The sequence below is a fragment of the Cupriavidus necator A5-1 genome, assembly GCF_000744095.1.
In the GTDB taxonomy this organism is placed as follows: domain Bacteria; phylum Pseudomonadota; class Gammaproteobacteria; order Burkholderiales; family Burkholderiaceae; genus Cupriavidus; species Cupriavidus necator_A.
On the sequence record NZ_JQLI01000008.1, the window covers coordinates 4,192,339 to 4,210,034 of the forward strand.

The following is a 17,696-nucleotide window of genomic DNA, read 5'->3' on the forward strand; positions in this document are numbered from 1 at the left end:
GCGAACCGGGGCTACCTGACGCTTAGCGCCGACGGCCACGAGCCCGACAGCGACTTTGCCCGCGCCTTCCGCAAGACGCTCGACACCGTGCGCCAGACGCTGCTGCAGGTGCGCCACGCCGCCGGCAGCGTGGCCGATGCCGCCGGCAATATCCTGGACACCAGTGCCACCGTTGCGCGCCGCACCGAAGACCAGGCACGCACCATCGCGCACACCATGCAGGACATGCGCACGCTGACGCAGCCGCCCGCGCCAGCTCCGACCAGGCCCGCGGCGCCTGCGAGCTGGCCGAGGCGTCGAGCGCCGTGGTCGCGCGCGGCAGCGGCGAAATCCTGTCGGTCATCCGCACCATGGGCGAAATCAACGATGCCTGCGACAAGATCACCGAGATCATCGGCGTGATCGACAGCATCGCCTTCCAGGCCAATATCCTGGCGCTGAACGCGGCGGTGGAAGCGGCGCGTGCGGGCGAGCATGGCAAGGGCTTCGCGGTGGTGGCCGGCGAACTCCGGCAGCTGGCGCATCGGTGCGCCGCGGCGGCCAAGGAGATACGGGGCCTGATCAGCGCCTCGGTCGAACGGGCGCGCACCGGCACCGAGCTGGTCGGGCATACCGGGGAGACGATGAACGAGGTGGTGGCCAGCATCGGCAAACTCGCGACGCTGGTGGAAGAACTGGCGACGCTGGGCGACAGCCAGCGCAGCGGCATCGAAGGCATGGCCCGGCGCGTGGCGGAAATCCAGGAAGCGTTCCGGGAGAATGCGGCGCTGGTGGCCGGCGCGGGCAGACGGAGGGGCTGAAGCGGGCGGTGGGAGTGTTCCGGTAGCGGGGGGTGAGAAATGCCGGGCAGCGCCCGGGCCTTTTGCTTTCATTTCACACCATTCTGGCAGAAATGGCATATGTCGATCGTGTGCCGACAATGTCTCATCAACGCATTTTTGTCGTAGTTATTAGTTATATTTAACTCTGATATGCATTAAGTTTCATTCTTGCAACCATATCGGCAGCCCGCCTCCTTCATCCTGCGCACCGATGGCCTCAGCCAAAAGACTGAGTTGCGGTCACCCCTGCACATGGACCGCCCGAAGTCTATCCGCACTTTGTCCTAGAACAATAGCCTGATCCGGTACATCTGGGCTCTTCTCCTCATACCGCCACTGTTCTGTCCCCGATATCGCCTTCCGCAAGTCCGGACCAAGCCTGATGCATTCCTGCCGAGGCTCCGGATACCCGACATAGCCTGTTATGGATGGCGTGCGCTGCAAGCCGGCGCCTGCAATGCCACCTTTCGAAGCGGCTATCCACCGTGCAGTGCGGCATTGCGCACGCTTCGATATTGACATCGCGATTTCCCCCGCCGACTCAAGTAACAACGCTGCAACCGGCACATCGGCGGCGGCCGGCGCGCGGCCTTGCCGGCGACAGAGAATTCCCAATGAATTCAATGAACTAGAAATCGCTGGCACAGCCATCGCTCTCTTATGACGCGGCGTGCATATTCCGACATAACGAAACGGTGATGTCGGCAGGCACACGCGGCGCCTCTCCTGCGGCACGCGTAGGACGGGCGATCTGGCAAGCAGATCGTCCGCCAACCCACCGGCGAGACTCCCTTTGCAAGACGAGAGAGACCGACATGCCGAAGAAAGTCCTCGCTGTATTCGGGACCCGTCCCGAGGCCATCAAGATGGCACCGCTGATTCACCGGCTCCGGGAATCCGGCAATTTCGAGTTGCGGGTCTGCGTCACCGGACAGCACCGGCAGATGCTGGACCAGGTACTCCGGCTGTTCGAGATCGTGCCGGACTTCGACCTCAACGTGATCAGTCAGGGGCAGAGCCTCTCCGACATCACGACGCGCGTGCTGTCAGGCGTGCACACGGTGCTGGACCGCTTCCTGCCGGAAGCCGTGCTGGTCCACGGCGACACCACCACAACTCTGGCCGCCACGCTCGCGGCCTTCTATCGCAACGTGGCGATCGGCCACGTCGAAGCGGGACTGCGCACCGGCAATCTCAGCGCCCCCTGGCCGGAAGAAATGAACCGGCGCGTGACCGACGTGATGGCGTCCTGGCATTTCGCGCCAACGCAACAGGCACAGGAAACGCTGCTGCGCGAAGGCGTCGATCCGGTGCGCATCAGCCTGACCGGCAACACCGGCATCGACGCGCTGCTGCAGGTCAAGGCCCGGCTGGACGCCGATGCCGAAATGCGGTGCCGGCTGGCGAGCCAGTATCCGTTCCTGGACGAGTCGCGGCGGCTGGTGCTGGTGACCGGGCACCGGCGCGAAAACTTCGGTGCGCCGTTCGAGCGCCTGTTCACCGCGCTGCGCAAGCTGGCGGACCGCAATGCGGATATCCAGATCGTCTATCCGGTGCATCTGAACCCGTGCGTGCAGGGGCCCGTGCAGGCGATCCTGAGCGGGCACCCGAACATCCACCTGATCGATCCCCAGGACTACTTGCCGTTCGTGTTCCTGATGTCACGCGCCTACCTGATCGTCACCGATTCCGGCGGCATCCAGGAGGAGGCGCCGGCGCTGGGCAAGCCGGTGCTGGTGACGCGGGAAACCACCGAGCGGCCGGAAGCCGTGGCCGCCGGTACCGCACGGCTGGTCGGCACCGACCCGGCTCGCCTTATCGCCGCCGCGGAGCAGTTGCTGAACGATCCCGAGGAATACGCCTGCATGGCGCGCGCACACAACCCGTTCGGCGACGGCCGCGCCAGCGAACGCATTGTCTTTGCGCTGCAGGCGGCGTCCCCTGAAGCGTATCGGGAATGTGGCGATGAGTCGGTCGACGCCAACGTCGTCAGCCTGTAGCGAAACACAAGGTTCAGAAAAACCAGCGGCCCAGCGCACCGGTACCAGGCCCGGCTGGCCGCTCCAAGCAGGAGGAGCAAGGCAATGAAGCGCTTACCTATGACACGGTTTGCGGCAGCGGCAGCAGCGGTGCTCGTCGCCGCCTCGCTGGCCTCGGTGCCCGCCCATGCCGCCCTGACCGTGGACGCCGCTGCGGCCGCGGCCGAGACTCCGCTCTATCTCCCGGCGAGTCCGGCGGATCCCGGCGGGTTGCTGGGCTATGACCACAGCTTCCAGATCGACTTTGCGTACGAGGCGGAGAAGGGCAAGAACAAGGTAGCCCTCAAGGCCCTCAAGGACGCGCTGAAGGCGAACAAGCCCAAGAAGCTCAAGGCCGGAGCCAAGGTGAAGGCGGGCACATACACGCTCGCACCGGCGCCTGGAGCCGACCCGGACTGAGAGTCTTGCATGTTCACGTACGTTGATGCGTCGCGGCGTTTCGCACGGCGAGGCAACTTGTAATCATCGCGCTGGGAGAAGACTGTGCTCTACCAATCCTACTCACTGCTGCGGCGGAGCAGCGACCTGGTGCTCCAGCTATGCCTGGCACTGGTCCTCGCTTTGCCGGCATTCTCGCACGCTGCCACCAACCAGATCGCGCTGCTGGTGCCAGACGGCTTCTCGCTTCCCGATGCGCGCGTGTCGGCCTGGCTCGATGGGGCCCAGGAAGAAGGCCTGAAGATGACCGTCATCAACGACACGCAGTTCCAGCAAGGCATAACCCCGGCGCAGTTCTCGGGCGTGATCCTGCCGGACCAGGTGCACGTGAACGCCAGCGATGCGTTGATCGCGGCGCTGGAGACCTACACCAGCCAGGGCGGCAAGCTGATGCTGGTCTACGACTTTGGCGCGCTGACCTCTACCGGCTTCTACGCGCCGCAGAAGAGCCGGCTCAGCAACCTTGCCGGCGTCGACTACGTGCTCTATGACCAGCTGCTCGGCAACATGATCGGAGTGGGGCCGATCACCGCCCTGGGCACTACGCTGAGGACGCTGCAGGTGCCGCCGGGCAAGTCAATGGTGTGGGACGCGAGCACGACCCCTCCCATCGAAGGCATCTCGGGCTACGTCTATGGCTTCCTGATCTATCCGAGCTTCGTCACGCAGGGCACCTATACCGGCTCCGCGCTGATCACGTCGCCAAACTTCGGGCTGGTGGCGGGGCTGCGCAACTTCGGCTCAGGCAGCGTGCTGTTCGTCAACCTGCCGCTCGCCTACCTGAAGGGACAGACCGACGGCATGCTGATGCACGGCTTCCTGCGCTACTTCGGCGGCAACCTGATGAAGACAGCGCGGCTTTCGGCGCAGCCCAAGGCGCGCGGCGGGCTGGTGCTGAACTGGCACTTATGCGCCGGCGACCAGATCGCGCCCGCGGTGGAAATGAATACCTGGGGCACCTTCGACAATAGCAATAGCCCGTTCTCCATTTCCGTGACTGCGGGCCCTGACCAGATCAACTTCGGCGACGCCAAGGGCGTCAACCTGTCGCAGAACACTTCGGCAAAGAATCTGATGCTGTCCCTGCAATCGAAGGGGCACAAGATCGGCAGCCATGGCGGATGGATCCACGACTACTGGGGTAGCAACGCCAGCGAGACCAACCAGTCCACCTTCGAACAGTACCTGGTGCTGAACAAGCAGAGCGTGGAAGGCGTGACCGGACGCGCCGCGGTCGAGTACTCCGCGCCGCAAGGCAATACGCCGCAGTGGTCGCTCAACTGGCTCGAAGCCAACGGTAACACCGGCTACTACTTCCTGGGCCATACCGGGATGGCGCCGACGCGCAGCTATCGCGATGGTGTGCTGTCGAACAACACCATCCGCGCCTTCCCGGTGATGCCGTTCGGGCAGTACGCGACGTTCGAGGAGTTCGAGGAATTTAACGTGCCCGTGGCCGACATCAACACCTGGTACCGGCAGCTCATCGATTTCGTGGCGAAAAACCGCACCAGCCGGCTGATCTACATGCACCCGGCGGGCGCTATCCAATACCCGAAGACGCTCAACGTCATCTTCAACAAGGCTGACAACGTGAAGGCAAGCGGACTGTTCAACTGGTACACGATGGATACGCTGGCGCAATTCAGCCAGCGGCGCCAGCAGACCACCTGGCAGGCCACCGATACCGGCAACGCATGGTCGTTCCAGGCCAGCCACCCGACCGACCTGACCGACATGGCGTGGGTGCTGCCGCGCACCGGCTATGCCCAGCCGGTGGTGACGCAGGGACTCGCCACGGTGACATGGGATTCGGCCAACTGGATCGTGACATCGCAAGGAGGCACCTCGCTGGCATTCGTCGCCGGCAAGCTGTAATGCGCAGGGGCTGGCTGGGGGAGCACGGCCAGCCTCCAAGATTTAAACAAAGATGGAGGTCATTGAGCATGCGCCTGGCGTATCGCCTATTCGTCTCACTGAGCGGGTTGCTGGTCTTCACCATGCCCGCGCCCGAAGCGAAGGCCACGGAAACTCCCCTGAGGGGAGTGGCCTTCGCCCGCGGATCCGGAGCTCCGGAAGCCGCCCCTAAAGCGCTGCCCAAGCTCATGGCCCACGCTGCCGCCGCACCGCCAGGCGCAGCGGTGGAACTGACAATGACGTCGCCGGACACGCTGGAAGAGACCCCGCGCACGGACCCGGCACTGCGCCCGCCCGCCTGGACCAAGCCACCGGCGCTCACGCCGCTGCCGGAGCGGGCGCCCACGCCGCCCGAGCGGGCGGACGCGCAGGCGATGGTGCCGCCGCTGACGGCCATGTTGTTGCTGATCGTCGGCCTGGTGATCTTCTATGCCGTGCGCCACTACATGTTCACGCTGAACCGGCTGTTCGGCAGGCAGCGCCATCCTTACCTGGACATCGACGTCGCGGACTGGCCAAGCCTGACCGTGCTGGTCGCCGCGCACAACGAAGAGGCCGTGATCGCCGGCTCGCTGATATGCCTGCTGCACGCGGACTATCCGGTCGACCGACTCACCATCATGCCCGTCAACGACCGCTCCTGCGATCGCACCCGCGAGATTATCGACGACCTCGTGCAGCAGTACCCGGGACGCATCACGCCATTCCACCGCACCGGCGGCAAGCCGGGCAAGGCGGCCGCGCTCAAGGATGCGAGCGACGCCGTCGCCAGCGACATCATCGTCGTCTTCGATGCCGACTACCTGCCCCCGGTGGGCCTGCTCAAGCAACTGGTGGCGCCTTTCTTCGATCCCGAGGTGGGCGCAACCATGGGCCGCGTGGTGCCGATGAACGCGGGCAGCAACCTGCTGACGCGGCTGCTCGACCTGGAGCGCTCGGGCGGCTATCAGGTCGACCAGCAGGCCCGCATGAACCTGAACCTGGTGCCACAGTACGGCGGCACCGTCGGCGGCGTCAGGATGCGGGCGTTGCAAAGCGCCGGCGGCTGGCATGACGATGTGCTGGCCGAAGACACCGACCTGACCTACCGGCTGCTGCTGGCCAACTGGAAGACGGTCTACCAGAACTGGTCGGAGTGCTATGAAGAGGTGCCCGAGACCTGGCCCGTGCGGGTGCGTCAGATCATGCGCTGGACCAAGGGCCACAACCAGGCGCTCTATCGGCACGGCTGGAAGATGGCGGTCTGCCGCAATCACGGGCTGTTCGAGAAAATCGACGGCGTGGCGCTGCTCGGCATCTACATGATGGCGCCGCTGATGCTGTTCGGCTGGCTGCTGGCGATCCTGCTGTTCTATGCCGGCGGCCTGCCGCTGTTCGGTGAAGCGGTGATCCTGTTCGCGCTGATGTCGTACGGGACGCTCGGCAATTTTGCCGCTTTCTTCGAAATCGCCGCCGCCGTGTACCTGGACGGCAGCCGCGAACGCATCCGCCTGCTGCCGCTGAACTATTTCGGCTTCCTGGTCAGCATGCTGACCGTGTCGCGCGCCATCCTCAGCCAGGTCGCCTTCGATTACCTGCTCCGCCGCGAACTGCGGTGGGACAAGACCACGCGTTATCGCCAGAGGAGCTGAGCATGTGGCCCCTGCTGCTTGGCCTCCTCACCATGCTGGTCTTCGGGTTGCCGCTGGTGCCGGCGGTGCTTGAATGGCGGCGCCGGAGCGACGTCCGGCCGCTGGCGATCGATAGCGAACACACGCTGGATGTCGCGGCCGTGGCCGCGGTGTTTCGTGCGATGGTCGAGCGGCAGGACGAGAACTCCGGCCTGCGTGGCCTGGCGCATCCGGTCAGCGCCTTGCGGCCTGTGGTCCACGTGACAGGCACATTCATGCCGACGGCGGCGGAGGCGTTCATCGGCGTCTGTGCGCGCACCATCGTCACCAGCGGCTCACTGGTGCTTCCGGACAGCTATACGTTTTCAAGGGACATCTACGGCCGGCGCGGTATCTCCACCGGCCGGAGGAATCGCCTGCAGGTGCTCTTGTCCGAAGGCGAGATCCTGATGCGCAGCGGCAGCGAACTGCAGCGCTGGGCGCACGCACGCAGTGTTCATGTCGAGCCGCAGTGCCGCTTGCGCGGACCGCTCTCTGCCCTCTACTCCATTCGTCTCGAAGACGACTGCGAATTCACCTCGGTCAGCGCGGCGGTGATCGGGTTCGGGGCGCGTCACCTGGCAGCGCCCCCCGACATGGACGCCACCGCCCCGCCTGGGGGAGACTGGGCGCATGCCGTGCTGAATCCCCCCGAAGCCTCGAACGGCCGCTGGCTGGTAACGCATGATCTGACGTTTCCCGCCAGCACCCTGTATCGCGGCGACCTTGTCGTGCATGGCGACTTGTGGATCGGCTCCGGCGCGCGCATTATCGGCAGCATCAAGGCAAGCGGCTGCATCTGGTTGGGCTCACGGGTGCGCATCGACGGCGCACTGATCGCAGGTGGCGCCATTTCCGTGGCCCGCGAATGCGTCATCGCCGGGCCGGTGGCTTCCGAGCGCGAGATCGATGTCGGGGCGCGCAGCACGATCGGCGCCGCGAACAAGCGCACCACCGTGGTGGCGCCGGTGCTCCACGTGCGGGTTGGCACGGTGGTTTATGGCGCGGCATGCGCCCCGGAGGTTGGAAGGGTCGTACCCGATAGTCACGTAGCCACCCCATAACGCGCCCTTGCCCACCATGAAAACACTGCTCGCGCTGCTCCTGATCCTTGCCACATACGTCCACCAGCCGGCGGGCGCTGCCGAGCTCACGCTGACCGACTACCAGCATCCCGACGGGGCGATCACGACCTACTTCGCCGGCGACTCGATCGATCCATACTTTGCGGCCAAGGCACTGCTGGCCGCACAGGACGCGGGCATGACCACCAGAACTGCCGCAACCCGCTGGATCGCATGGCTGCTGCCGCGCCAGCACGCCGACGGCCGCTTCGACCGCTACTGCATGAAGGGCCAGCGCTTCATGTCCTGCCAGGAGGCTGATGCCGACGACGCGCTGATGGCGGCCTGGATGGAGCTGCTGGTCCGCAGCGCGCCGCCGAAGGGCATGCCGCCGGCGTGGCAGGCCAGCTTCGACAAGGCCAGCCGGTACCTGGACAAACTGCGCGATCCGGGCTCCGGCGTCTACTACATCTCGGCCAAGCTCCCGGTGGGCCTGCTGATGGACAACGTGGAAGTCTCAAGCGCCTTCAAGGCTGCCAGCAACTATCGCCAGCGCCACGGAGACGCCGTAGGCGCCGCCGGATGGAGGCGCAAGGCCGAACAGCTCGACAAGGACATCCTGCGCGTGTTCTGGCGCCCTAACCAGGGCTACCTGGTCAGCACCCAGCCACGCGAGCAGTTCGAGTTCTACCCCGACGCCGTAGCGCAGATCTTCCCCATCCTGGGCGATATCCAGCCGGCCGGCCGGCCCCATGCCGTCGCTTACCAGTTATGGATGAAAGAGAACCGCTGGGCCTGGCTGCAGATGTCCGAAGTCGATTTCCCCTGGGGGCTGGTGGCCCTGGTCGCCGACAAGATGGGAGACAAGGACGCCATCGCGTGCTGGCGCCTGCGTTCCATCCAGTTCCGGCATGGCAAGCACTGGAATGTCCTGGAGGAGGCACTGTACCTGGCGTTCGAGTCGCGGCTGAGTCCTGAGCAGGCGATTGCGCCGCCTCCGCCAGGCTTGCGGTGTCGCTGATTTGCACCAGATCGGGCGAAGACATGCAACACACGTCACCACCGAGCGAACCACTATCGACTGATCGCCGCGAAGCAGTGTATGGTTTAACAGCAGCTTGCGGGCCGGAGCGTCCTGACGGGCCCCTCCGGGCGACATCGACCAGAAGATCGACAGGATACGCATGGCGAAGCTCTCGGAAACCAGAACCCACGGCGCTCGTGCCCTGCCCCTGCTGGGCATGCTGGCACTGCTTGCCGCCACCGATGTCCGCGCCCAGGCAGAAGCCACCCCACCAAGGACGTTCGTCCCCTTGCTTACGGGTTTCGTGGAAGGCGGTCTCGGCCACGCCAACCTCACCGGCGACAATGCCAACTGGAACGACCAGTACCTGCGAGGCGGGGTCAACATCACCCCGAAAGACTACGTGACCGGCGAAATCAGCCACCAGAGCCACTTCGGCGACCAGGGCACGTTCTTCGGGCTGGGCTACACCCGCACCTTCGACGAGAACTGGTACGGCTTCCTGAGCGCCGGCACCAGCGCGGGCGGCTTCTTCCTGCCCGAGTTCCGGGTCGACGGCATACTGTTCCGCAAACTGCTCGAGAAGAAGAACCTGGTCGCGAGCGTCGGCTTCACCTACTACCGCGCCAAGGAGGTCTATACCGACAAGACCTTGCTGCTCGGCCTGACCTATTACTTCGACGCCCCCTGGATCATCCAGCTCGGCGCGCGGCTCAACCGCAGCGATCCGGGCAATATCCGCTCCAATCGCGGCATAGTCGCCGTGACCTACGGCCGCGACAAGGACCAGTTCATCACGCTGAAATACGACGGCGGCAGCGAAGCCTACCAGCTCACCGGCGAGCAGGCCCTGCTGAGCGACTTCAACAGCCATGAGGTCTCGCTGACCTGGCGCAAATGGTTCACCAAGCGCTACGGCATCAACCTGCGCGCCATTTACTACGACAACCCGTCCTACAACCGCAAGCAAGCGGAAATCGGGTTCTTCGCCGAGTTCTAGCCATGACGCACCCTACCGGACACACTGCTGCCACACGCGACCAGAGCGACGCCCTTGGCCTGACCGTCCTGTGCCTGGCCCGGCATCGTTCGCTGGACCACCTGACCCTGTCCGTCCCCGCGCTCGCGGGGATCCTGCTGGTGCCGGTGGCGTTCAATCTGGCCGAATGGTTGCTGCGCGACCGTATCAGCGGGCTGTGGGCGGCGGTGCTGCGCTTCTGGATCGACAGGCTCGGCATCGAGGGCAGCGTCAGTGAACAATTGACGCGGGTGGCGTGGTTCGACTTCAACCTGCCCTACACCAATGTCATTGCCCCGACGCCAGACGTGCTGACCTGGTGCATAACGCTGATCGGCACGCTTGCCATTTGCCTGATGACGTTTCGGATACGGGACCAGTACCTGCCGCTGCGGTATTTCCTGCTGTTCGCCGTGTTCATCCAGGCTACGGCGCTGCTGTTCTTCGCGGTGGCGCCGCAAAGTTTTCCATACACGGCCAGCAGATATGTCGACAACGGCGTGAAGACGTGCGCCAGCTTCTTGTTCCTGCTGCCGTGGGGGCATGCGCTGGTCTACTACATCTTTGACTTCTCGTGGCCGAAGAAGATATTCCTGACGCTGCTTACGCTAGTGTTTGTGGTGATCGCGGTGCCGATGCAGCTGGCGTTGCATGTTTATCTGATGGTGTCCTGCTCGTTGTTGATGATGCCGCTGCTGTCGTTTGTGTTCGGGCCTACGATGCTTGTGTTTGGGTGTATTGCGTTGTATGGCTGGGCGATGAGTTGGGAGAGGGTTGAGCGAGCAGCATAAAAAGCCGCGGCAGTCGCTTGGTACGTTGCCCTTATGCCAGGAGCGCGCGCAACTCACGCTTCATCGCAGGAATCGCCAGGCTAGCGTTCTTCGCGAGATTCACCTGGCCGTTTCCGCCACCTCAATGAGCCCGGGATCGATCTCGTAGTCCCGCTGTTGCAGCCACACCAACAAATCCCGCAGGTGCCACAGGACGCTGCTGCCTTCGTGCACTGGCGGCGGGAAGGATTCGGGATGGCCGAGCATCAGCTTGCGCATGTTCTGGCGGGACATGCCGACGATGTCGGCGATATCTGTCAGGCCGACGAGATCGGGGGCGGCTTCGATCAGGGTGGCGGCATTGCACGCCTGGCGTCGGCCAGGGCGCCCAGGATGGCGGCGCTGGCGGACTCGGCTTCGCGGTCGAAGGCCAGCGCAATCCGACCTGCCAGACCTGTGCCTGCAATTGCGTCGTCGCATCCTGCTTCGTACAAGCGTTCTACCAGCGTGTCAGGATCGTTGTCGTCTGGCGACAGTTGGTATTTGAGGGTGAAGGCGTATTTCATGGCTTATCCCTCTCTTTGCTGTAATGGTCCTGCTGGCGCTTCAGATACTGAGGGCGAGAGGTAGGCGCAGCGCCAAAAGGCTTCGAATTCGCGCGCCGGACGCCGTTCATGCGGCAAGACGAGATCCATCTCTATGTGCGATTGTCGACGGCGTTGAGAGGCGCCCATGTCTTCCCGCAAGTTGCGATGTCGGCCTTCGTGCAGCATCGCGGAAAGGCACAGGCGGCACGGAATCTCTTTGCGCAGAAGTACGTCGATTACCTGGTGTGCGAGCGCAATACCATGCGGCCGCTCTACGTCATCGAGCTGGACGGCGCTTCGCACCGGGGCGCGGGGGCCCAGAAGCGGGACAGGCCAAAGAACGAAGTCCTTGCCTCCGCCGGTATTCCGATCAAGCGATACAACTCCGAGGACGTTGATTTCACGGTGATCTTGCAGGACTATGCAACAGTCGTTGCGCCGTCCCCCTGCCCGGCCGGGTCGATGCCGGCTACGCCTTCGGGAAACGTCATGCGGGCCGGCAAGGCGGAGGCCTGAACAGCTGGAGCGGCCTTCGACCGCTCCAATCCCCCTACATTCAACTGCCCTTCCACACCGGCGACCGCCGGCTCACAAACGCTTCCACTCCTTCCCGGAAGTCTTCGCTCCCGTAGCACAACCGCACCAGGTCATCCGTATCGGCCACGGCCTCCACAGTCTGGCGCCGCAACGCCTCCTTGACGACCGTCTGGGTGACAGGCGCCAGCGCGGCGAGCCGGTCGCATAGCGAAGCGACCTCGGCGTCCAGCGCCTCTGCGGCGTACACGCCCTCGAGAAAGCCGCAGGCCAGTGCGGCGTCGGCATCCAGGATCAGCGCCAGCAGCAGCATGCGCCGCACCGGCTGCAGTCCCCAGGCCGCGCGCAACTTGGCGAGGTTCAGCGCAGACAGCGTGTTGCCCAGCGTGCGCGCGATCGGCACGCCGAAGCGGGCCTTGGGAGTCGCCACCCGGAAGTCGCAGGCAGTGGCGATGGCCAGGCCGCCGCCCACCGCCCAGCCCTCGATGACCGCCACAGTAGGCATCGGCAGCTGTTCGACAAGGCGGATGCCCTCGTCGATGCGCGCTTCGTAGGCAACCCCATCATCCCCGTTCGAGAATTGCTGGAACTGCGCGATGTCGGTGCCCGCGACAAAGGCCTCCCCGCCCGCGCCGCGCAGTACCACCACGCGCACGCCCGCGCTGCCGTCAGCGGCGAGCGTGCGGCAGTGCGTGGCGAGTTGTTCGTACATGGCCCACGTCATCGCATTGCGCGCGGCCGGACGGTCGAACGTCAGCGTCGCGACCTGCCCTTGCATCGTGAGCGTGACCTGTCCGTCGCTGCCCGGACCGGCTTCGCGCTGGCTCGCCGCTGGTTGACCGCCTCCCGGCGGCAGCGCGGGGTTCATGCGCCGAATGCGCCGGCCGCGGCCAGCGACTGCTGTTCATCCTTCGACAGCCCCAACTCGGCCAGGACTTCTTCTGTATGCTGGCCAAGCAGCGGCGGCGGACGACGTACCTGCTGCGGCGTGCCGCCCATCTTCACCGCGAAACCGATGTTTGGCACCTTGCCCTCGATCGGATGATCGATCTCGATGCGCATCTGGCGGTGCCGGCCATGCTCGCTGTCGAAGGCCTGCGGGTAGGTCAGGATCGGGCCGGCCGGGATGCCGACTTCGAGCAACTGCTCGATCCATGAGTCGGCGCTCTGCTTGGCGAAGGTCTCCTCCAGCGCGGCGATCAGTGCCGGCCGGTTGGCCAGCCGCAGCGCCACGGTGGCAAAGCGCTCATCCGCGAGCAAGTCCTGCCGGTCGAGCGTGTTGCACAGCAGTTGCCACAGCTTCTGGTTGGTGGCCCCCATCACAAAGTAACCATCGGCGGCCTTCATCGCCTGGTAGGGCGCGCTCATGCGGTTGGCCGTGCCCAGCGGCTCGGGCTCGCGGCCCGTGCCCCAGTACTCGCAAGTGTCCCACACCGAGAACGCCAGCGCGGAGTCGAACAGCGACGCATCCACGTACTGCCCCCTCCCCGTCTCCTTGGCACCGATGTACGCGGCAAGCATGCCGTAGGTCGCGAACAGCGCGCAGCCGATATCGGCCACCGGCACGCCCGCCTTCACCGGCGCGCCGCCCGGGTAGCCGGTGACGCTCATCACGCCCGACATGGCCTGCGCCATCAGGTCGAAGCCGGGCCGCCCGGCCCACGGTCCAGTCTGGCCAAAGCCCGAGATGCTGACGTAGACCAGCTTCGGATTGATCTTGGCGAGCGTCTCGTAGTCGATCCCCAGACGCTTCATCACGCCGGGACGATAGTTCTCCACCAGGATGTCGGCCGATTCCGCCAAGCGATACAGCACCTGCCGGCCGGAATCGGTCTTCAGGTCCAGCGTGACGCTGCGCTTGTTGCGGTTCATGTTGAGGAAGCCCATGCTGTCCGAGCCCTTCATCTTGAACCCCATCGAGCCGCGCGTCTGGTCGCCGCCATCGGGCGGTTCGATCTTGATCACGTCGGCGCCGAGGTCGGCCAGCAGCATGCAGGCATAAGGCCCCGCCATGACCTGACTGACGTCGAGCACGCGCACGCCGGCCAGCGGCAGGTTGGATGCAGGCGCTTGTGCGCGGGAATCGCTGAAATCTGTCATCGGTTGCTTCCTGGAAAATTCGATAAAGCGGCGTGCGTGGGCGCGACGGCGCCTGGCCATCAGCTTTCAGCTTTCACGCCGGCGTCCTTCACGACCTTGGCCCATTTGGTGGACTCGGATGCAATAAAGGCGCCGAACTGCTGGCTCGAGCCGCCGGAGTCCTCGGCGCCGAAGCTCTTGAGCCGCTCGGCGACGTCGGGCATGGCCAGCACGCGGTTGACGTCCGCGTTCATGCGCTGCACCAGCGCCGGCGGCATGTTCTTCGGACCCACCAGTCCGTACCACGACGCCGCGTCCAGGCCGGGAAAGCCGGACTCCGCCAGCGTCGGCACGTTGGGGTGGCTGGCCGCGCGCTTCAGACGTGTCTGCGCGATCGCGATCACCTTGCCCTGCTGGATAAAGGGCGTGGCGGCGGTCATGGTGTCGAACGCATAGTCGATCTGGCCGCCGATCAGGTCCGCCACCAACGGGCCCGAGCCTTTGTAAGGCACGTGCACCACGTCGAGCTTGGCCTGCAGCCGGAACATCTCCAGCGCCAGGTGCTGCGCCGAGCCGATGCCCGACGAACCGAAGGAAATCTTTCCAGGCTTCTGGCGGCACAGCGCCACGATGTCCGAAACGCTGCGCACCTTCTGTTCCGGACGGCAGGTCAGCATGTTTGGCGTGACGCCCACCATCGAAATCGGCGTGAAGTCGGTGCGCGGGTCGTACTTGACGTCCAGCAGCGCCGGGGCGATCGCATGGCTGTTGACATGCGCCATCAGCAGCGTGGTGCCGTCAGGCGGCTGCTTGGCGACATAGGCAGCGGCGATCGCACCGGTGGCGCCGGGCTTGTTCTCCACCACCACGCTGGTGTTCCACATCACGCCCAGCTTTTGCCCGATCACGCGCGCCAGCACGTCCGTGCCGCCGCCGGGGGCAAAGCCCACCACGATGCGTACCGGGCCGGCTAAGTCCGCAGCGCGCACGAGGCTGGGCATCGCCAGTCCGGCTGGTGCCGCCAAAATGAATTGTCTGCGCTGCATTGCGTGTCTCCGTCCTGGTAGTTATGGAGCCATCATCCGCAATGCACCCGCCGCGGGCTATCGCTATTTTGGGGATTCAGGTTTCGCGTTTTGCGCAAGCACCTCCAGCACGCTGAGCGCTGCCGAGGAAAGTGCGCCATGAGGCCGATGGCACAGCACAAACTGGCGTTGCGCCCAGGATTCAGCGATGGGCAGCCGGACGAAGCGGCTGCCGCCCGCCACCTCGCGCGCAATCGCCTCCGGCATCACCCCGCCGCCCAGGTTCTGCGCCACCAGCGCGGCGATGCTGTCGAAACCGCCCACGCGCATGCGCATGCGCAGCACGCGGCCAGCCTCCTCGGCCAGCCGCTCCAGCCCGATCGAGATCGCCGAGCTCTCGCCGAGCACCATCAGGTCGCAGTCCAGCACGTCCTCCGACGAGACCTTTCGGCGCCGGGCCAGGGCATGGCCGCGCGCCACCACCAGTACCAGCCGGTCGGTCCGGTAGGGCTCGGTCGGCAGGTCGACTACGCCGAGGCTGCCTTCGTAGATGCCGATGTCGACGGTGCCGCGGCGCAGGGATTGCTGGACTTCCAGGCTGTTCATTTCCTGCAGGTCGATGCGCACGCCGGGGCAGGCAGTGGTGCAGCGTTGGATGTCGAAGGGGAGGAATTGGATGACTGCGGACTTTGGGGCTGCCACCCGCACTACGCCCAGATCGCCACCGACGAAGGAGGCGGCGTCGTCCTGCATTCGTTGGACGGTGTGGGTGATGCCGCGGGCGTGGGCCAGGAGTGCGCGGCCTGCTTCGGTCAGGGCCATGCCGTGGGGGAGGCGTTCGAAGAGGGAGACGCCTAGTTGGGCTTCCAGTTCGAGGATGCGGCGGGAGGCGGCGGCGGGGGCAAGGTGGAGGCGCTCGGCGCCGCGGGTGATGCTGCCAAGGTCGGCTACGGCGATGAAGAGCTGGACGGTGGTTAGGTCGAAGTGCAGGCGGGTGCTGCGCAAAGGGGCGGAGGACGTCACGGTGGTCGGCGCTTAGGGGACGCGTCTTGTGTGGGGCGGGCTACCGCTTAGGAGCCAGAGAAACGGTTCTGAGCGCCTTGGAATGCGGCAATGCACGCTTGTCCATTTTCCGCTCAGCAAGTCGCGTCAGCAAGCGGGAATTTCCCCAACTTCAACGAAGCGCGGAATCTGTACGGGGAATGGACACCTGATCGATACTACGACCGGCGCTATGAAAGCAATCCCCAGGCGAGCAAAGGTAATTGTTGGGCCGTCAGCAAGCCCATCACTTAAAAAAAATGGGAACCAGATCGGCTCCCATTTTCCTCAAAATCTGTCGGAATAATAATAGTAGTCCATCAATCCCAAGATAACGCCCCACCCGTCTGATACTCAATAACGCGCGTCTCAAAGAAGTTCCGTTCCTTCTTCAGATCGATCATCTCGCTCATCCACGGGAACGGGTTCTCTTCATTCGGGAACAACTGATCCAACCCAATCTGCTGGCACCGACGATTGCAGATAAACCGCAGATACGACTTAAACATCGGCGCATTCAGCCCCAGCACCCCACGCGGCATCGTGTCCTCAGCGTAGCGGTACTCCAGGTCTACAGCCTTCTTGAACAGTTCCGTGATCTCAGCCTTGAACTCCGCCGTCCACAGATGCGGATTCTCCAGCTTGATCTGATTGATCAGATCAATACCAAAATTGCAGTGCAGCGACTCATCGCGCAGGATGTACTGATACTGCTCAGCAGCCCCAGTCATCTTGTTCTGCCGCCCCATCGCCAGGATCTGCGTAAAGCCCACATAGAAGAACAGCCCTTCCATGATGCAGGCAAACACGATCAGCGACTTCAGCAGCTTCTGGTCATTCTCCGGCGTACCGGTTTTGAACGACGGATCCGTCAGCGTGTCGATGAACGGAATCAGGAACTCGTCCTTGTCGCGGATTGACTGCACCTCGTGGTACGCGTTGAATATCTCGGCTTCGTTCAGGCCGAGCGACTCAACGATGTACTGATAGGCGTGCGTATGGATAGCCTCTTCAAACGCCTGGCGCAGCAGGTACTGGCGGCATTCCGGCGCAGTGATCTGGCGGTAGGTGCCCAGCACGATGTTGTTGGCGGCCAGCGAGTCGGCGGTGACGAAGAAGCCGAGGTTGCGCTTGATAACGCGGCGCTCGTCTTCGGTCAGGCCGTTGGGGTCTTTCCACAGGGCGATGTCGCGGGACATGTTGATTTCCTGCGGCATCCAGTGGTTGGCGCAGCCGGCCAGGTACTTTTCCCACGCCCACTTGTACTTGAACGGGACGAGCTGGTTGACGTCGGTGGAGCCATTGATCACGCGCTTGTCGGCGGCGTTGACGCGGCGGTTGCTTTGCGCGGCGGCGGCGTTGGGGTTGTTGCCCAGGATGCCGGGCTGCGTGGCGGCGGGCGGCAGGACGCCTTGCTGGTCGGCCGTGGTGGTGGCAGCAGCGGGTTGCAGGGCAGGCTGCGGGGCAGCTTGCGGGGTGGCTTGAACGTCGTCGTCCCAGCTCAGCATGATGTGATTCTCCGAATTTCGTGGTGGCTGGCGGGTGGCCAGCGATGGGGCCGTTGCACTTCGTGGAGGCTCTGGCCCACCCCCCCTCTCCCGCAAGCGGGAGAGGGGAGCAAACCGAGGGTGACTTGCTACTTTGTGGCGCTGACACTCGCCCCCGGGAGCAAATCGGGTGCTACTTGTTA

The 17,696-nt window shown here is 64.5% G+C and carries 15 protein-coding genes and 1 pseudogene; 10 read left to right on the plus strand and 6 right to left on the minus strand.

Annotated features, from left to right (window positions below; genetic code table 11):
• Window positions 1-284: 284 nt before the first annotated feature.
• The 9 genes from K307_RS43510 to K307_RS43550 all read left to right on the plus strand — a co-directional run bounded on the left by K307_RS43510 (window position 285) and on the right by K307_RS43550 (window position 10,761).
• Window positions 285-800: a methyl-accepting chemotaxis protein gene (locus K307_RS43510; protein ID WP_080745416.1), complete on the plus strand. Its 516-nt coding sequence runs from the start codon at window positions 285-287 to the stop codon at window positions 798-800.
• Between the two features lie 836 nt (window positions 801-1,636).
• The gene (gene wecB, locus K307_RS43515; protein WP_042887245.1) at window positions 1,637-2,821 is read left to right on the plus strand and encodes a non-hydrolyzing UDP-N-acetylglucosamine 2-epimerase; all 1,185 of its coding nucleotides are present in this window, start codon (window positions 1,637-1,639) and stop codon (window positions 2,819-2,821) included.
• An 84-nt stretch (window positions 2,822-2,905) separates the two neighbouring features.
• The gene (locus K307_RS43520) at window positions 2,906-3,259 is read left to right on the plus strand and encodes a hypothetical protein (RefSeq protein WP_051975432.1); all 354 of its coding nucleotides are present in this window, start codon (window positions 2,906-2,908) and stop codon (window positions 3,257-3,259) included.
• Between the two features lie 84 nt (window positions 3,260-3,343).
• Window positions 3,344-5,176, plus strand: coding sequence for a membrane protein (locus K307_RS43525; RefSeq protein WP_042887247.1), 1,833 nt, complete (start codon window positions 3,344-3,346; stop codon window positions 5,174-5,176).
• A 68-nt stretch (window positions 5,177-5,244) separates the two neighbouring features.
• Window positions 5,245-6,846 carry a glycosyltransferase gene (locus tag K307_RS43530; RefSeq protein ID WP_155301382.1) on the plus strand — a complete coding sequence of 534 codons (1,602 nt, stop codon included), beginning with the start codon at window positions 5,245-5,247 and terminating at the stop codon, window positions 6,844-6,846.
• Between the two features lie 2 nt (window positions 6,847-6,848).
• Window positions 6,849-7,928, plus strand: a complete 1,080-nt coding sequence (locus K307_RS43535) for a hypothetical protein (RefSeq protein WP_042887249.1) — start codon at window positions 6,849-6,851, stop codon at window positions 7,926-7,928.
• Window positions 7,929-7,944: 16 nt separating this feature from the next.
• Window positions 7,945-8,949 (plus strand): hypothetical protein, encoded by a 1,005-nt coding sequence (locus tag K307_RS43540; protein ID WP_230626357.1) that lies wholly within the window; start codon window positions 7,945-7,947, stop codon window positions 8,947-8,949.
• Window positions 8,950-9,112: 163 nt separating this feature from the next.
• On the plus strand, window positions 9,113-9,952 hold the full coding sequence (locus K307_RS43545; RefSeq protein ID WP_042887252.1) for a YaiO family outer membrane beta-barrel protein: 840 nt from the start codon (window positions 9,113-9,115) through the stop codon (window positions 9,950-9,952).
• A gap of 2 nt (window positions 9,953-9,954) precedes the next feature.
• Entirely contained in the window at window positions 9,955-10,761 is an 807-nt protein-coding gene (locus K307_RS43550; protein WP_042887253.1) for a hypothetical protein, read from the plus strand.
• Between the two features lie 31 nt (window positions 10,762-10,792).
• Here the strand turns inward: K307_RS43550 and K307_RS43555 are convergent.
• Window positions 10,793-11,306 (minus strand): annotated as a pseudogene (locus K307_RS43555) (helix-turn-helix transcriptional regulator).
• A gap of 108 nt (window positions 11,307-11,414) precedes the next feature.
• On the opposite strand from K307_RS43555, the gene K307_RS43560 reads away from it, so the two are divergent.
• Window positions 11,415-11,843 (plus strand): DUF2726 domain-containing protein, encoded by a 429-nt coding sequence (locus K307_RS43560; protein ID WP_042887254.1) that lies wholly within the window; start codon window positions 11,415-11,417, stop codon window positions 11,841-11,843.
• A gap of 40 nt (window positions 11,844-11,883) precedes the next feature.
• Here K307_RS43560 and K307_RS43565 read toward each other — a convergent pair whose 3' ends face one another.
• The 5 genes from K307_RS43565 to K307_RS43585 form a co-directional block, all read right to left on the minus strand.
• Window positions 11,884-12,729 (minus strand): enoyl-CoA hydratase/isomerase family protein, encoded by an 846-nt coding sequence (locus K307_RS43565; protein WP_051975433.1) that lies wholly within the window; start codon window positions 12,727-12,729, stop codon window positions 11,884-11,886.
• Entirely contained in the window at window positions 12,726-13,961 is a 1,236-nt protein-coding gene (locus tag K307_RS43570; RefSeq protein WP_042887256.1) for a CaiB/BaiF CoA transferase family protein, read from the minus strand. Before K307_RS43570 ends, K307_RS43565 begins: the two co-directional genes overlap by 4 nt.
• Window positions 13,962-14,020: 59 nt before the next feature.
• On the minus strand, window positions 14,021-14,986 hold the full coding sequence (locus K307_RS43575; protein WP_042887257.1) for a Bug family tripartite tricarboxylate transporter substrate binding protein: 966 nt from the start codon (window positions 14,984-14,986) through the stop codon (window positions 14,021-14,023).
• Window positions 14,987-15,049: 63 nt separating this feature from the next.
• On the minus strand, window positions 15,050-15,988 hold the full coding sequence (locus K307_RS43580; protein ID WP_042887258.1) for a LysR family transcriptional regulator: 939 nt from the start codon (window positions 15,986-15,988) through the stop codon (window positions 15,050-15,052).
• A gap of 338 nt (window positions 15,989-16,326) precedes the next feature.
• Window positions 16,327-17,514 carry a ribonucleotide-diphosphate reductase subunit beta gene (locus tag K307_RS43585; protein WP_042887259.1) on the minus strand — a complete coding sequence of 396 codons (1,188 nt, stop codon included), beginning with the start codon at window positions 17,512-17,514 and terminating at the stop codon, window positions 16,327-16,329.
• Window positions 17,515-17,696 lie beyond the last annotated feature (182 nt).

Coding starts and splice junctions, on each gene's coding strand:
- wecB (WP_042887245.1), top strand. CDS start 1,637: ATGCCGAAGAAAGTCCTCGCTGTATTCGGGACCCGTCCCGAGGCCATC.
- K307_RS43520 (WP_051975432.1), top strand. CDS start 2,906: ATGAAGCGCTTACCTATGACACGGTTTGCGGCAGCGGCAGCAGCGGTG.
- K307_RS43530 (WP_155301382.1), top strand. CDS start 5,245: ATGCGCCTGGCGTATCGCCTATTCGTCTCACTGAGCGGGTTGCTGGTC.
- K307_RS43535 (WP_042887249.1), top strand. CDS start 6,849: ATGTGGCCCCTGCTGCTTGGCCTCCTCACCATGCTGGTCTTCGGGTTG.
- K307_RS43540 (WP_230626357.1), top strand. CDS start 7,945: ATGAAAACACTGCTCGCGCTGCTCCTGATCCTTGCCACATACGTCCAC.
- K307_RS43545 (WP_042887252.1), top strand. CDS start 9,113: ATGGCGAAGCTCTCGGAAACCAGAACCCACGGCGCTCGTGCCCTGCCC.
- K307_RS43550 (WP_042887253.1), top strand. CDS start 9,955: ATGACGCACCCTACCGGACACACTGCTGCCACACGCGACCAGAGCGAC.
- K307_RS43560 (WP_042887254.1), top strand. CDS start 11,415: ATGCGGCAAGACGAGATCCATCTCTATGTGCGATTGTCGACGGCGTTG.
- K307_RS43565 (WP_051975433.1), bottom strand. CDS start 12,729: ATGAACCCCGCGCTGCCGCCGGGAGGCGGTCAACCAGCGGCGAGCCAG.
- K307_RS43570 (WP_042887256.1), bottom strand. CDS start 13,961: ATGACAGATTTCAGCGATTCCCGCGCACAAGCGCCTGCATCCAACCTG.
- K307_RS43575 (WP_042887257.1), bottom strand. CDS start 14,986: ATGCAGCGCAGACAATTCATTTTGGCGGCACCAGCCGGACTGGCGATG.
- K307_RS43585 (WP_042887259.1), bottom strand. CDS start 17,514: ATGCTGAGCTGGGACGACGACGTTCAAGCCACCCCGCAAGCTGCCCCG.